At 63.7% G+C, this 14,945-nt stretch carries 15 protein-coding genes; 10 read left to right on the top strand and 5 right to left on the bottom strand.

Features of this window, described 5'->3' with window-relative positions:
- Positions 1-132 precede the first annotated feature (132 nt).
- The 5 genes from CVM52_RS17940 to CVM52_RS17920 all read right to left on the bottom strand — a co-directional run bounded on the left by CVM52_RS17940 (position 133) and on the right by CVM52_RS17920 (position 6,194).
- Positions 133-3,213 carry an efflux RND transporter permease subunit gene (locus tag CVM52_RS17940; protein WP_027264297.1) on the bottom strand — a complete coding sequence of 1,027 codons (3,081 nt, stop codon included), beginning with the start codon at positions 3,211-3,213 and terminating at the stop codon, positions 133-135.
- A gap of 27 nt (positions 3,214-3,240) precedes the next feature.
- Entirely contained in the window at positions 3,241-4,344 is a 1,104-nt protein-coding gene (locus tag CVM52_RS17935; protein WP_237267656.1) for an efflux RND transporter periplasmic adaptor subunit, read from the bottom strand.
- Between the two features lie 31 nt (positions 4,345-4,375).
- A complete protein-coding gene (locus CVM52_RS17930) occupies positions 4,376-4,927 on the bottom strand; it encodes a TetR/AcrR family transcriptional regulator (protein WP_027264295.1) in 552 nt (183 codons plus the stop codon).
- Between the two features lie 67 nt (positions 4,928-4,994).
- A complete protein-coding gene (locus tag CVM52_RS17925) occupies positions 4,995-5,603 on the bottom strand; it encodes a TetR/AcrR family transcriptional regulator (RefSeq protein WP_036051549.1) in 609 nt (202 codons plus the stop codon).
- Positions 5,604-5,840: 237 nt separating this feature from the next.
- On the bottom strand, positions 5,841-6,194 hold the full coding sequence (locus CVM52_RS17920) for a winged helix-turn-helix transcriptional regulator (RefSeq protein WP_027264294.1): 354 nt from the start codon (positions 6,192-6,194) through the stop codon (positions 5,841-5,843).
- Positions 6,195-6,327: 133 nt separating this feature from the next.
- On the opposite strand from CVM52_RS17920, the gene CVM52_RS17915 reads away from it, so the two are divergent.
- The 10 genes from CVM52_RS17915 to CVM52_RS17865 form a co-directional block, all read left to right on the top strand.
- On the top strand, positions 6,328-6,735 hold the full coding sequence (locus CVM52_RS17915; RefSeq protein ID WP_036051544.1) for a DoxX family protein: 408 nt from the start codon (positions 6,328-6,330) through the stop codon (positions 6,733-6,735).
- Between the two features lie 66 nt (positions 6,736-6,801).
- Positions 6,802-7,620 carry a DODA-type extradiol aromatic ring-opening family dioxygenase gene (locus CVM52_RS17910; protein WP_027264292.1) on the top strand — a complete coding sequence of 273 codons (819 nt, stop codon included), beginning with the start codon at positions 6,802-6,804 and terminating at the stop codon, positions 7,618-7,620.
- Between the two features lie 8 nt (positions 7,621-7,628).
- Positions 7,629-8,126 (top strand): luciferase domain-containing protein, encoded by a 498-nt coding sequence (locus tag CVM52_RS17905; protein WP_036051542.1) that lies wholly within the window; start codon positions 7,629-7,631, stop codon positions 8,124-8,126.
- A gap of 42 nt (positions 8,127-8,168) precedes the next feature.
- Positions 8,169-9,071: an SDR family oxidoreductase gene (locus CVM52_RS17900; RefSeq protein ID WP_027264291.1), complete on the top strand. Its 903-nt coding sequence runs from the start codon at positions 8,169-8,171 to the stop codon at positions 9,069-9,071.
- The gene (locus CVM52_RS17895; RefSeq protein WP_051372683.1) at positions 9,071-9,718 is read left to right on the top strand and encodes a glutathione S-transferase family protein; all 648 of its coding nucleotides are present in this window, start codon (positions 9,071-9,073) and stop codon (positions 9,716-9,718) included. The genes CVM52_RS17900 and CVM52_RS17895 overlap by 1 nt, the downstream gene beginning before the upstream one ends.
- Before the next feature lie 291 nt (positions 9,719-10,009).
- Positions 10,010-10,669, top strand: coding sequence for a glutathione S-transferase family protein (locus CVM52_RS17890; protein WP_081710583.1), 660 nt, complete (start codon positions 10,010-10,012; stop codon positions 10,667-10,669).
- Between the two features lie 19 nt (positions 10,670-10,688).
- A complete protein-coding gene (locus tag CVM52_RS17885) occupies positions 10,689-11,147 on the top strand; it encodes a (2Fe-2S)-binding protein (protein ID WP_027264289.1) in 459 nt (152 codons plus the stop codon).
- Positions 11,148-11,149: 2 nt separating this feature from the next.
- The gene (locus tag CVM52_RS17880; RefSeq protein ID WP_027264288.1) at positions 11,150-13,333 is read left to right on the top strand and encodes a xanthine dehydrogenase family protein molybdopterin-binding subunit; all 2,184 of its coding nucleotides are present in this window, start codon (positions 11,150-11,152) and stop codon (positions 13,331-13,333) included.
- Positions 13,334-13,416: 83 nt separating this feature from the next.
- Positions 13,417-14,061 (top strand): cupin domain-containing protein, encoded by a 645-nt coding sequence (locus tag CVM52_RS17875; protein ID WP_027264287.1) that lies wholly within the window; start codon positions 13,417-13,419, stop codon positions 14,059-14,061.
- Positions 14,058-14,945: flavin monoamine oxidase family protein (locus CVM52_RS17865; protein ID WP_133119892.1), on the top strand; the 888-nt coding region annotated here is incomplete at its 3' end. The genes CVM52_RS17875 and CVM52_RS17865, both read left to right, overlap by 4 nt.

The following is a 14,945-nucleotide window of genomic DNA, read 5'->3' as shown; positions in this document are numbered from 1 at the left end:
CTCTTTCGCATTCGTCTGCTCCTTCAAGGTTGGGCAGACTCTACATCATGATGAGGGATTTCGCGGGGGGCAGGTCACGTCCTTAAGACGGGTCGAGGGCGCTCAGAGAAGCGCTTATAACTGCATCTGCGTTCAGGCTGTCGCTGGGGAACCTGAAGGAGCGTTTTCTTGTTTAGGCGGCTTGATCAAGAAGAACAGCGCATACAATACCGGCACCGCGACCAGTGTCAGGATCGAGGCGAACGCGAGGCCACCCATGATTGTGACAGCCATCGATGCGAAGAAGGCGTCTGATATGAGCGGAATCATACCGAAAATCGTTGTGCCCGCAGCCAGCACGACGGGCCTCAAACGGCTGACCGAGCCATCGATCACCGCCTGATAGTCCTCGACATCTTCGGCGCGTTGCTGATCGATTTCTTCCACCAGCACAATGGCGTTCTTCATCAGCATCCCGGAAAGGGACAAGAAGCCGAGAAGCGCCGTGAACGTGAACGGGAGCCCCGTGAACAGCAGACCGAGAACCATGCCTGTGACCGACATCGGTACGACGAGCCACAATATCAGCGGCTGGCGCACCTTGTTGAACATCAGGATCGAGATCGTCAGCATCACAATGAGGCTGATCGGAAGCTGCTTGCCGAGACTTTCGTTGGCCATCTGCTGGCTTTCGTATTCGCCACCCCACTCCATCGAATAGCCGTCGGGGAGCCGCATCGCTTCGATCTCGTCGCGCACGCTGTTGAAGGCTTCGTTCGCAGTCAGATCCGGTCGCGCGCCGCCAAGAGCCGTGATCGTTCGCGCCCGGTCGCGCCGGTGGATCAGCGCCTCGACGAGGCGGGGCTCAAAGCTGGAGACGAGGTTGGCCATCGGCACATAATCATTTGCCCCCGGCGACCAGACCGAGAGGTCGCGCAAACGGTCCAGCCCGTCGCGCTCGACCTCGGGAAGCCGCAGATACATAGGGATTTCGGCATCGCCTTCGCGCAGGGTGCCCACCCGCAGGCCCGAGGTGCCGTATTGCACGGTGTCGGAAATCGATCCGCGAGTCGCACCGGCCAACCGCATGCGAGCCTCGTCGACGATGGGTTCGACGAGAATTTCGCGCTGCCGCCAGTCTGTGCGCGGGTTTGTGATCGTGCCGGCCTCGTCGAAGATCGCAAGCGCGTTATCCGATAGCTGCCGGAGGACAACTGGATCGGGTCCGGAAAACCGGACGGCGACATCGGCCCCGGCAGGCGGACCGAAGACGATCTCCTCGACGCGGATAAGAGCATTGGGGAATTGCGCCGGCAGTTCACGATTGAGACGCGCCGCAACATCGGGGATGAGTGTGGCATCGGTCGCACGCACGATCAGCTGACCGTAGCTCGCATCGGCCTGCTCAGGGTTGTAGGTCAGCATGAAGCGGCTGGCCCCTCGCCCGACAAGCGTCGTCACGTCCGTCACGATCTCCTCGCCTAAGATGATCGCCTCCAGCCGAGCGATTTCTTCATTCGTGACTCGAATGTCCGTGCCTTGCGGCATCTGGAATTCGACGTAGAATATCGGGGTGTTCGACGCCGGAAAAAAAGCCTGTTTGACCTGACCAAAGGCCATGACCGACCAGACCGTGATTCCGACGATCGTCAGGACGACGAGCACACGGGCGCGCAGCGCCAGCCTGAGGAAACCGCGGTAGGCCGAATAGACGAAGCCGCGATAGGGGTCCTTGGAGGTGTTTTTTGGCGCCTTCAGAAGGAGCTTCCCAAGATAGGGTGTAACGGTCACGGCGAGGATCCAGCTCATCAGCAACGAAATCGCGATAACCGCGAAAAGCGAAAACAGAAATTCGCCGGTGGCATCTGGCGACAGTCCAATTCCAGAGAACGCCATGATCCCGATCACGGTAGCCCCAAGCAGAGGAAATGATGTCGCGGTCTCGGTATCGGCGGCGGCGTCTTCGGCGGACTTGCCCCGTGCCATGCCAATCAGCATGCCTTCGGCGATCACGATGGCGTTGTCGACCAGCATACCCATAGCGATGATCAGCGCCCCAAGACTGATCCGTTCCATCTCGATGCCGAAGACAGACATGAAAAACAGCGTGGAAAACACCGTTAGGCCCAGCGTGGCACCCACCACCAGACCCGCGCGCCAACCCATGGTCAGCATCAGCGCCCCGATGACGATGGCCACGGATTGACCGAGGCTGACAAGAAAGCTCGAGACCGCTTCGTCGACGACCTTATGCTGTTCATAGATCGGTACGATCTCGACGCCGTCCGGCAATTCGGTCTTCAGTTGGTCCAGTCGTGCCTCGACCGATCTGCCGACCTCGACAACGTTGCGGTCCACGAGCGCCGAGACCCCAAGAGTGAAAGCTCGCGTGCCATTGTGACGCACGATCTGGCTCGGCCGCTCTGTCTCCTCTCGGACCACGCGGGCGATGTCGTAGAGCGCAATCTGCCCGACCTCTCCGGGGGCGCCGAGCCGCAGCGCCTCAATGCCCTCGACGCTGACATAACCCGGCGGAACGGACACACCTAGCCGAGACAGCCCTTCGCTGATCTCGCCGTTGGAGAAAACCTGGTTCTCGTCGGCGATGATACCGAGGATCTGGTCCGGTGGCAGCCCCAGTTCGGTCAGGCGCGCCGAAGGGACCGAGATGATGATCTCCTCTTCCGCCAGCCCCTGAACCTCGATCTTGGCCACCCCGTCGACGGTGACAAAGCCGCGCCGCAGTTTAGTCGCGAGGTCTCGCTGTTCCGAGGCGCTCAACCCATCGGCCGTCACAGCGTAGAACATGCCGTAGACGTCGCCGAAATCGTCATTGATGATCGGAGACTGCGCACCGGAGGGGAACTCTCTTTCGATGTCGCGGATGCGGCGGCGCATTTCGTCCCAGACCTGTGGGATCTCGTCGGGCCCATAGGTCATCTCGATCTCGACCGTGATCTGGGCCATGCCCGGCATGGATTTCGATTCCACCCGGTCGAGCTGCTTCATCTGTTGGAGTGCGCTTTCCACGACATCGGTGACTTCCTCTTCCACCTCCATCGCCGTCGCGCCCGGATAGGGCACGAAAACGAGCGCCGTCTTGAGCGTGAAACTCGGGTCTTCGAGGCGTCCGACCGTGTTCAGCCCCCACAAACCGCCGAGAAGGCAAAAGATAATTGCCAGCCAAACGGCGACCGGACGTCGGATGCTTGCGCGGGAAATACTCATTGTCATGGTTTCGGTTTTCCGGTCCAGGATCGTTCAGAGGCCGCGAACCGCGACTGTTTCGTTTTCCTTCAGGCGCCACCACCCGCCGGACACAACCAGTTCGTCTCCGGAGAGCCCCTCAAGCACGACGATTTCGTCGTCGTTCGGCAGCCCCAGGCGGATCGTCTTACGGGACACCCGGCCGGTCCCCTCGTCATACAGCCAGATGGACGGCTCGCTCCGGCTCGTCGTGTCGATCGCCGAGACCGGGACGACTACCAACCGCGATTGCGCACCCTCCGCGGCGGCGGCTACGCGCACATTCGCCGTCATTCCGGGCAGCAATCTCGGGTCGATGGCGCCCTCGATTGCAAACTCTACGTCATAGGTTTGGGCTGTGGGGTCTGCATCGGTCACGAATGTCCGCAGATACAGAGTTGCGTCATACCCCGGCACGGCGGGGAAAGAGGCGGTTACCCTGAATGCATCGGGCTGGGCCCGTGCCATCGCAGCGAGTTCCTCGGGCAGCGAAATCCGCACCCGCATTTCACTGATGTCCTGCAACCTGGCAATCGGAGCCGCAGGGGTGACGTTCGAAAACTCCTCCAGAAAGATGCGCGCGACAATGGCGTCGAAGGGCGCGGTGATCGTGGCTTGAGCCAAGCGTCGCTCCGCTTCACGCAGGGCGACTTCTGCCTGAGCAAGCTGCGCGCGGTTCGTTTCAAGTCGGGCGTCGGTCGCCACCCCTTTCTCGGTCAGACTCAACGCACGATCGTATTCGGATTTTGCGAGGTCGAAAGAGGCCTGCGCCCGATCCACGGCCAATTCGAAATCGACTGGGTCGAGCGCGGCAATTAAATCGCCTTTCTCAACCCGAGTCCCGGCATCTACCGTGAGGTCGGAAAGCTGACCCGAAACCTGAAAGGCGATATCCACGGTCCGGGCGGGCTCCACGCGGCCTGCCAGGCTGCGCGCTCTATCGCTATCGCGAAGCTCGGCACGCGATACTTCGACCGTGACCGGCTGGGCCATATCTTGCTCGGCGCTTCCTTGCGCATCGGCACCGGAAACCTCATCCGTAGTCTGCGCGAAGACCTTGGATGCGATGTCCGGGTTGAATTGCACAAGAAGGACAATGGCGAGAAGGAGGGCGACCAATCCAGCGGCACCTCCTAGGAAGTATCTGGTTCTATTCAAGCTCATTTATCATGTCCCACAATCTGTCGATGGCGGCGTCTTGCTGATCGGCATCACCATCCGCGAGGCGAAGGAGCCTCTGGAAACGAAGACCCTGGATCGCCAAAAAGAGAACCATCGCCGCAGTGTCGTCCTGCGCGTCCGAACGGATGCGCTCGACATCACGGGACAGCTCTCTTCTCAGCGGGTCCAGAAGATTCGGATCCGACGCCGAAACCGCGAGAATAGCCATCGAAAGGTCATCATCGGTGCTTCTGGCTTGCAGAACTGTCTCGAGATGACCGCGCAGGGTGCGGGAACTGTGCCCTTCCGGGACCGACGCCAGACGTTCGCGGTGCTCCGCGAGCATTTCGTCGAGCAGCCCGGCCAGAAGCGCTTTCTTGGTGGGGAAGTTGTACAACACCCCACCCTTGCTGAGGCCGGATTCCCGAGCGACGGCGTCGATCGTGATCTTTCCCGCGCCTTCTCGCAGCGCAATCGCCCGCGCAGCGCCGAGAATCTTTGGCGAGGCGTTCTTCGGTTGCTTTTCCACTTGTGCAGTCACCCTGTACCGTCCGGTCGGTTAAGTCATTGGGCGAACTAATGCGCTGCCCCGTATTTGGCAAGCGAGCTCAATCTGAAAATTTGTCTCTGTGGCCGCTACCGTAAAGTCGCAGGAATGCAGCGACCGCTTCGCGCGCATGTTTCTCGCGGTGGACTGGTCGTTTCACTGCGAGAAGGCGCGGCATAAGTAGCCCCGAAACGCAAAGGTGTATGAAGTGATCGGACGCGCGCCGGGCGTCATCGACATCGAGCGCGCCTTCGCGCGTAAGGCGCTCCAGAACCCGCCCGACGAGTTCGCGGGCCGGTTTCGGGCCTGCGCGAAAATACACCTCACCCACTTCGGGAAGCGCCTCGGAGGCGCCGATGCACGTTCGCAGGAGACGGATGTAGGTGTCGTCCAAGATGAGGTCGACCATGCGCAGGGCGAGTTCTTCCAACCGGGCGCGCGGCTCCAAAGACGCGGTCAAGGGCCGGAGGATTTCGTCCGCAAGCCGACCGCACTCGGATTCAACCACGCTCAGGAACAGTTGCTCCTTGGTCGGGTAATACGAATACATGGTTGCCTTCGACACTTTTCCCTCGGCGGCAATCGCATCGACCGTGGCTCCTTCATAACCGCATCGGAAGAAGACCTCGCGCGCACCAACCATGACGTCGGCCAACTTTCTCTCGCGCATCTCGTTCTCTCTATCCCAGGCAGGACTAGGCGGTTACAAGCTTTACTGTACCGTCTAGTGAGTATAGTAGATAGAAGTTGATTTAGCAGCAAAGCGTAAAGCTGTGCGGATCTACCCCACCAAGCGCCGCTTGGCGGCTTTTTCTAGCGCCGTTTTCAATTCGTCATGAGCTTCGGGTCTGATTCTGCCTGAGTTGTTCTCGGGCGCGGGATTATCCCGCGAACAGGAGGGGTACCGTCATTCTGCCGCGCTTGCGGTCCCGACAAAGGCACCCTCGGCCTCCCAGCGGCGTGCGATCGAGCCAAGCTTGTCCAGCACGCCGCGCAGTTCCGCGCCGCGCTCAGTCAGTCCGTATGTGACAGCGGGTGGGATGGTCATGGCCTGCTCGCGCCAAACAACGCCAGCATGTTCCAGCATTCTCAGCCTCTCGGTCAGAACGCGAGTGGAAATTCCGGGCACCAAACGCTTGAGCGCGCCGAAACGCTGCGGTCCCTGCTCGGACAGAACCCAGAGTATATAGATCGTCCAAGGGCCTGTAATGACACGCAGAAGCGCCTCCATCGGGCATAAGGGGGGCTGGACGCTCTTCATCGTGGATTATCCTCGCGGTTAAAGTAATCTAGTTACTTTTAAGTGCCTACTTTCACGAACAATGCAAGACACCTAAAGGTACTTAGAGCGGAAACTGCGGCTGAACAAGCCCTTGCAAACAGGGAGTGCGGTGATGAGTGACAACGTGGCAAAGTATGTCTACTGGATCGCGACCGGCCTTGTGGCGCTGGTCTATCTGGGTGCGGCGACTTTCTACATCTCATCCCACGATATGGTCGCGGGCATGTATCGCGAGGTGTTGGGCTATCCCACATACATCATCTGGCCGCTCGCGATTTTGAAGATTGTCGGCGCGGTGGTGATTCTCTGGCGCCCTTCGGCGATGCTGGCGGACTGGGCTTACGCGGCGATGTTCTGGCATCTGGTGTTGGCGTTCGGGGCGCATGTCGGCGCGGGCGATCCAGGCTGGCCACCGGCTCTTGCGACCTGGGTGCTCCTGATCGCCTCGTGGATGACAGCCAATCGCGTGCGTGCGGTAAAGTCGGCATATGCGCCGACGTTTCCGACAGAGACGAATTAATCCGATGCGGAGTTGCCACGGCGCTGGCCATCCACCCTCGGGCTTGGGGTTCAAAAGGACGACAGAATGACCGAAAGGCAGCCGACAGTGTTTGTTCCCCATGGAGGCGGCCCTTGCTTCTTCATGGACTGGAACCCGCCTGACACCTGGGACAGGCACCGCAGATTCCTTGAGGCTTTGCCTGCGAGCCTGCCGGCAAAGCCCAAGGCGCTTCTCGTGATCTCAGGCCATTGGGAGGAACGGGTGTTTACCGTGCAGACCAACTCCGCGCCGCCGCTGCTGTTCGACTATCAGGGGTTTCCCCCCCATACTTATCAGCTGACCTGGCCCGCGCCAGGCGATCCTACGCTGGCGGCCCGTGCAAGCGAGCTATTGAAGAACGGCGCGGGTTTTGAAACCCGGGCCGACGCTACGCGTGGCTTCGATCATGGGGTGTTTGTTCCGCTAAAGGTGGCTTTGCCTGAGGCCGACATACCTACCGTCCAACTGAGCCTGCGCGACGATCTCGACGCTGAGGCGCATCTTGCTGCTGGTCGCGCGTTGGCGCCCTTGCGAGACGAAGGTGTTCTGATCATCGGGTCCGGCAACACCTATCACAACATGGGCAAGATGATGCGGGCGATGAGGGGCGGACCCGATGGCCCGGTGAACGGCGGCGACTTTGACCGATGGCTCACGGGTGCGGTGACCCATGAAGACCCCGGGGCGCGCCGCGCCATGCTGGCTGCTTGGGATCGGGCACCCGGCGCACGCGACGCCAATCCGCGCGAGGAACATCTAATTCCATTGCACGTCGTGGCCGGCGCCGCGCTTGCGGATCGGGGGGAAAAGACCCTCGAGGATCACGTATTGGGCGCGGTCGAAAGCGCGTTCAGATTTGGATAGGACCAGATATGTGCTTCGAACTTCCCTTGCGGCAGGGTCCGCGCCCCGAAACCACCGAGTGCGCCCCGCATGAGCAAGTGTCGCAGAACTCCTCGGCCGAGATTCACGCATTGTTCAAGCAGAAGGCCTTCGCCCTGCCCTTCGTCGAGCGTTGCCGATCGGGTATTTCGGTCCCCGGCGCCGAAGCATTAGTCCTGCCGCGGCCGCATGCCTGCGGCCCGCGCGAAGCCTTCATGATCGGACGCGAATTTGCGCATGTGCATCCCGCCTATGACGGGTCGTCGCACATGATGCTGCCGCTGGCGGCGGTTGAGGAACTCATCGCGAAGGGATGGGGCGAACAGCACCCGATGGCCTCGGCCGGATACATCCCGGCCAATGCGATCATGGCCTTTGCTCCACGCGATGAGGCAGAGGTCGATGTGATGATCAAAATCCTGACCACAAGCTGGGGTTTCGCGCGCGGCAAGCTGGCGAATCCCGCCCCCACCCAAATCCACGATTGATCGCAAGCGCGCTTGCAGAAACATCAAGATAAGAGAGATACCATGTCCAACATCCAGAACGGCCCCTTCATCGTGACCGGCGCGTCCGGACAACTTGGCCGGCAGGTGGTCGACCTGCTGGTTCAGGCAGGTGCCGGGCCGGTCATCGCGATCTCGCGCACTCCCGACAAGCTTGCCGATCTGGCGGGAAAAAGAGTCGAGGCGCGCGAGGGCGATTTCAACGACCCGGCTTCTCTTGAAGCAGCCTTCGCGGGCGGCAAGCGTCTCCTCATCATCTCCACCGACGATCTGGAGCCGGGCAAGCGGCTCGCAGCTCATTCCAATGCGATTGCTGCGGCCAAGATGGTAGGTATCGACCACATCGTCTATACCTCCTTCGCAGGCCCGGTCGCGGAAAGTCCGATCGGATTCGCTCAAGACCACGAAGGGACCGAGAAGCTGATCACGGAAAGTGGGGCGGATCATACGATCCTACGCAACAATATGTACACCGACTTTCTGTTGATGGGCGGCCAGCAGAGCGTCGCCATGGGCACGCATTTCTCTGCCGCAGCAGATGGCAAGACCGGATATGTGACACGCGCGGATTGCGCCCGTGCCGCAGCCGCGGCGCTAATGAAAGCTACGGGAAGGGAGACCCTCGATATCACCGGGCCGGAGACGGTCAGCCAGGCCGAGGTCGCGGCGATCTTGTCCGAAATTGCGGGTAAGGAAATCCCCTATGTCGCCCTGCCCGCCGAGGATCTGGTGCAGGCGATGATCGCAAATGGACTGCCGGAGTTCATGGCGAGGGTCTTTGCCTCCTTCGACGAAGCAATCGCGCAGGGCTATCTCGATGTGGCCAGCGGCGATCTCGAATCGCTCACCGGCAAGCCCGGACAGTCGGTGGCCGATTTCCTGGCCGCTAACCGCGCGGCGCTTCTTCAGGCGCCGCAGGAACAATAATGCTGGAAAATGTCATGAGGCTTTACAACGCGAACTTCTCACCGAATGCGCTGCGTGTACGGGCGGTGGCGCACGAACTGGGCGTGGAACTCGAAATCGTCGAGGTCGACATCCGTGCCGGGGACAACCGCGCGGCGGAATTTCTTGCCCGCAATTCAAATGCAAAGGTGCCTGTTTTGGAGGACGGGAATTTCGTGCTCTGGGAGTCCCGGGCGATCTGTGCCTATCTGGCCGGGATCCGGCCCGAGGCAGGGCTCTATCCTGATGGCCTCAAGACGCGGGCCCTCGTCGATCAGTGGGCCTGGTGGCAAGCCATCCACCTTGGCCCGGCGATGCAGAAGTTGTCCTTTGAGCTGTTCCTCAAAGAGAAATTCGGCATGGGCGATCCTGATCCTACTGTGGTCGAAGCGGAACGGAAAGCCACCGATCAGTTCCTTGCCGTTCTGGAAACCGGACTCGACGATAAGGATTGGATTGCAGGCGCACTCAGCCTTGCCGACTTCTATCTGGCGACGACATTCATGTATCGCGACCAAGCGGGGATTTCGCTGGACGAATTCCCCAGAATCGCGGGCTGGATCGGCCGGCTTGAAGCGCGTGACAGCTGGCAGAAGGCCGTAGCACCGCTTCTTGCGCTCTTCGCCTGACATCGCGCTCGCCGCGATGATTGAACGATCATCCCGATTTCGGACCAACCCTCTTCGGCATCCCAATAGTTTGCGATTTTTTACATCGCGTCCAACACCGACCCTCTGCCAGCTTTGGCCAGAGCGATCCGGCGGTCGTCGAAACTCCTTTGCGGTCAATGATGGCAGAACAGCATGTCCGGCAAAGCGAGGACTAACACCGGCTGACACGGGAAAAACGAGACTATTGAAGCGACCCGCCCCGCCCCAGCAACCGTTACCGAATGGCCGAGATGCAGCGTTGCCACGACCATGCGACGGCTGGTCGGGCTGGCTCCGGAGGAGACGGCACGGCCAGCGGTACGTCGCAGGGAGAGGCAGCGTTTCAGCTCGGGGAGGGCGGCTGCATGCAAGGGCATCGCATACGACCAGGTTCCGGTGAACGTGCTGGCCGGCGAGACGCGCCAGCCCGAGCACCTCGCCCGCCATCCCTTCGGCAAGGTGCCGGTGCTCGACATCGACGGGATGCGCCTGCGCGAGACCGAGGCGATCGCCCGTTATCTCGAGGCGCGCAACCCCGATCAGGCGATGTGGCCGGCCGATCCCAAGCGCCGCGCCAAGGCCGACGAGACGGCCGCGCTGATCGGCAACTACGGCTATGGCGCGATCATTGGCTTTGTCGCCTACCACCTGTTCCCTGATCTGGTCGGCGGCAAGAACGAAGATGCGCGGCGGCAGAACCTTGACGCCGCGGTGCGCCTTGCCGGGCTTGTGATCGAGAACCGGGGCGGTTCGCTCTGGCTCGCGGGGGATGCTCCGGGCTATGCTGATTATCTGCTTGGCCCGCTGGTCGCCTATGCCACGATGACAGAGGATGGCGGCGCGCTGATGGCGGTGCCGGGCATGTCCGACTGGTGGACGCAGCTGGCCGCCGATGCGGCCTTCACGGCCACCGCCCCGAACCTGGGCTGAACCGACCAAGGAGGTTATGATGATCACGCTGACGATCAACGGCGCGCGGCGCGAGGTATCTGCCGCGCCGGACACGCCGCTTCTGTGGGTGCTGCGCGACGAACTGGGCCTGACTGGCACCAAGTTCGGCTGCGGCGTGGCGTCCTGCGGCGCCTGCACGGTGCATCTGGACGGGGTGCCGGCGCGGTCCTGCCAGAGCGCGGTGGGCGATCTGGAGGGGGTGGAGATCACCACCATCGAGGGCGCGTCCGATGCCGCCGCAAAGGCGGTCCGCGCCGCCTGGGTCGAGATCGAGGTGCCGCAATGCGGCTATTGCCAGTCCGGGCAGATCCTGTCGGCCGCGGCGCTTCTGGCCGGGACGCCGAAGCCGACCGACGCCGACATCGACGCGGCGATGGAGGGCAACCTCTGCCGCTGCGCCACCTATGCGCGGATCCGCAAGGCGGTCCACCGCGCCGCTGAGATCATGGAGGGCTGACCATGCTGGACCGGATCATCGCGGGGGCCGTTCCCGCCGTTCGCGCCGCGCCGCTGTCGCGCCGTGGCTTCCTGAAACTTTCCGCCGGTGCCGCGGGCGGGCTGATGCTGGGCGCGGCGCTGCCCGTAGGGCGGGCGGCCGCCGAGGGGGCCGCCGAAGGGCTAGCCACGCCCTTCGTCCATATCCGCCCCGACAACAGGGTGGTGGTGATCGTCAAGCACCTCGACAAGGGCCAGGGCACGGCGACCGGGCTTGCCACGCTGGTGGCCGAGGAACTTGATGCCGATGCCGCGCAGGTCACGACCGAATTCGCCCCCGCCAATACCGCGCTTTATGCCAACACGTTGATGGGGGTGCAGGGCACCGGCGGCTCGACTGCCATGGCCAATTCCTGGCAGCAGTATCGCGAGGCGGGCGCCACCGCGCGGGCCATGCTGGTGGCCGCCGCGGCCGAGACCTGGGGCGTGGATCCTGCCGTCGTCACCGTGGCGGGCGGCCGGGTCAGCGCCGGGAACAACAGCGCCACCTTCGGCGACCTGGCCGAGGCCGCGGCGCGTCAGACGGTGCCCGGCGAGGTGACGCTTAAATCGCCCGATCAGTGGGTCTATATCGGCAAGTCTTTCCCCCGCGTCGATGTGACGCGCAAGACGGAAGGCAGCACGGGCATGTTCGGCATGGATGCGCGGATCGAGGGCATGGTCCATGCCGTCAGCCTGCGCAGCCCGCGCTTCGGCGGCACGCTTGCCACGCTCGACGACAGCGCCGCCCGCGCCATGCCCGGCGTGATCGACGTGATCCGCCTGCCCGACCGCGCCACCGTCATCGCCGAAACCACCTGGGCTGCGATCCGGGCGCGCGACGCGCTGGTGGCCGAGTGGGATTTCAGCGCGGCCGAGAACCGTGGCACCGAGGAGCTGCGCGCCGAATACGCGGCGCTTCTCGACCGCGAGGGCACGCAGTTCCACGCGGCCGAGCCCACGGGCCGAGAAGCCGCGCAGGTGATCGAGGCGGATTATTTCTTCCCCTATCTCGCCCATGCGCCGATGGAGCCGATCGACGTGACGGTCCGCTTAGACGGCACGGCAGCCACCTTCTGGACCGGCTCGCAGATCCAGACCCTCGATCAGAACATTGGCGCGCAGGTCCTGGGCATCGCCCCCGAGGCGGTGACGATCAACACGCTCTGGGGCGGGGGGTCGTTCGGGCGGCGGGCGATCTATGACAGCCACTACGTCGCCGAGGCGGCGATGGTGGCGAAGGCCTGGCTCGACGCGCATGGCGAGGCGCGCCCGATCAAGCTGGTGTGGACGCGCGAGGACGACATCCGCGGCGGCTACTACCGCCCGATGCACATGCACCGGGTCCGCGCCGGACTGGACGCCGAAGGCAACATAGCCTTCTGGCAGCACCGGGTAGTGGGTCAGGGCATAATGCTGGGAACGGCCTTCGAGCCTTTCGCAGTGAAGGACGGGGTGGACAGTTCCTCGGTCGAGGGGCTGGGCGAAAGCTCGCCCTATGCGATCCCGGGCTGGACGGCGGACGTGCATCATCCGCGCGTCGGCGTGCCGGTGCTGTGGTGGCGCTCGGTTGGCCATACCCACACCGCCTATGTCGTCGAGACGATGATGGACGAGCTGGCACAGGCGGCCGGTGCCGACCCGGTGGAATTCCGCCTGCGCTACCTTGCCGATCCCCGCGCGCGCGGCGTTCTGGAAATGGCCGCCGACAAGGCCGGCGCCCTGCCCGAGGGGCTGACGCGCGGCATCGCGGTGCACAAGAGTTTCGGCTCCTATGTGGCCGAGGTGGCCGACGTGAGGATGCGCGAGGACGGCAAGGTCAAGGTCGTGCGCGTGACCTGCGCGGTCGATTGCGGCGTACCGATCAACCCCTCGAACATCCGCGCCCAGATCGAAGGCGGTCTGGGCTACGGCCTGTCGGCGATCCTTCGCGAGGAGATCACCCTGACCGAGGGCGAAGTGGACCAGTCGAACTTCTACGACTACACGCCCCTGCGCATCACCGACATGCCCGAGGTCGAGGTGCATATCCTGCCTTCTACCCAGGCCCCCACCGGTATCGGAGAGCCCGGCACCCCGCCGATCGGCCCCGCCGTTGCCAATGCCGTGCGCCGGGCGACCGGGCAGGCGGTGCGCGAGCTGCCCTTTTCGCGGCACGGCCTGGCCTGACCCCGGTCGTAGGGCCGCAACGCCACGGGCGCACCCGGACCGGGTGCGCCCTTCCTTCTCATGCCAAAACACGGATGCAGATCATGCAGCTCAACACCAATTTCACGCGCCCGACGGTTGTCCACGGCAGCCGGCTCGATTGGGTGCCTAGCCCGGCCGCGGGGGTCGAGCGCAAGATGCTTTATCGCGACGGTGCCGAGGTCGCCCGCGCCACCTCGATCGTACGCTATGCCCCCGGCAGCGCCTTTCCCGAACATGTCCATACCGGCGGCGAGGAAATCCTGGTGCTGGTCGGCACCTTCCAGGACGAGCACGGCGACTATCCCGCCGGGAGCTATTTCCGCAACCCACCGGGCACTCGCCACAGCCCCGCCGCTGCCGAAGGCTGCGAGATCTTCGTGCGGCTCTGGCAGTTCCGCGCTGGCGATACTGCGCAGATCGCGTTGCCGCCCGGACAGGCTGAGGGTGTCCTCTTCGACGACGGGTTCGAACGGGTCGGCATCGAGACCTGGGACGGCACGATCCGGCGCGACAACCCGCGCGGGCTGGAAATGATGGTGCTGTCGGGCAGCCTGCGCGTCGGGGGCGAGGAACTGACCGCACAGAGCTGGCTGCGCCTGCCTGCCGGGCTTGCCCTGGTGGCCGAGGCCGAGGGCGCGGGGGTCTGGCTCAAGGATGCGCCGCTACAACACGCCGATGTGCTGCCCCTGCCGGGTGCGGCGGCATGACCGAAGGCCGCATCGCTGTCGTTGGGGCCGGGCTCGCTGGGCTGAACGCGGCCCGGCTGCTGTGGCGGGCCGGCGCGGATGTCCGGCTCTACGAAGCGCGGCCGCGCCTTGGCGGGCGTATCCTGACCGTCGGGGCGGATGGCGCACCCGGTGCCGGCTTCGATTTGGGCCCGTCCTGGTTCTGGCCCGACATGCAGCCCGAGATCGCCGCGCTGGTGGCGGAACTCGGCTTGGCCTGCCAGAGGCAGGATGAGGCTGGGCAGATGCTTTTCGAGCGCCATCCGCAGGAGCCACCTTTGCGCGTGCCCCATCCCGGTAGCGTCGCGTCCTGGCGGATCGCGGGCGGGACGGGGGCGCTTACGCAGGCGCTGGCCGCCGTGATCCCGCGCGACCGCATCCGCCTCGGCGCGCCGGTCCGGCGGCTGACGCGGGCCGAGGATGCGGTCGTCCTTACCCTGCCCGAGGGCGAGGTGCGGGCCGATCACGTCATCCTGGCACTGCCACCCCGGCTGATCGCGCAGGGCCTGACGCTCGATCCGGCACCCTCTCCGGGCGTGCTCGATCTGTGGCGCCGGACGCCGACCTGGATGGCTCCCCATGCCAAGTTCCTCGCCGTCTATCCGAGGCGCTTCTGGCGCGAGGCCGGCCTTTCGGGAGGGGCGCAAAGCCTGGTCGGCCCAATGACCGAGATCCACGACGCCACGAGCAGCGCGGGCGAGGCGGCGCTGTTCGGCTTCGTCGGGCTTTCCGCTGCCGGGCGTCAGCAGATCGGCGAGGCGGCGGTGATCGCGGCCTGCACCGCGCAGCTTGTGCGCCTGTTCGGATCGGCGGCCGCCGAGCCGCGGTCGGTGCGGCTGAAGGACTGGGCGGCGGACGTCCTGACC

It is taken from the genome of Pseudooceanicola lipolyticus, from assembly GCF_002786325.1.
GTDB lineage: Bacteria > Pseudomonadota > Alphaproteobacteria > Rhodobacterales > Rhodobacteraceae > Pseudooceanicola_C > Pseudooceanicola_C lipolyticus.
The sequence above is the reverse complement of the archived record's forward strand: the minus strand, read 5'-3'. Positions and strand labels throughout refer to the sequence as shown.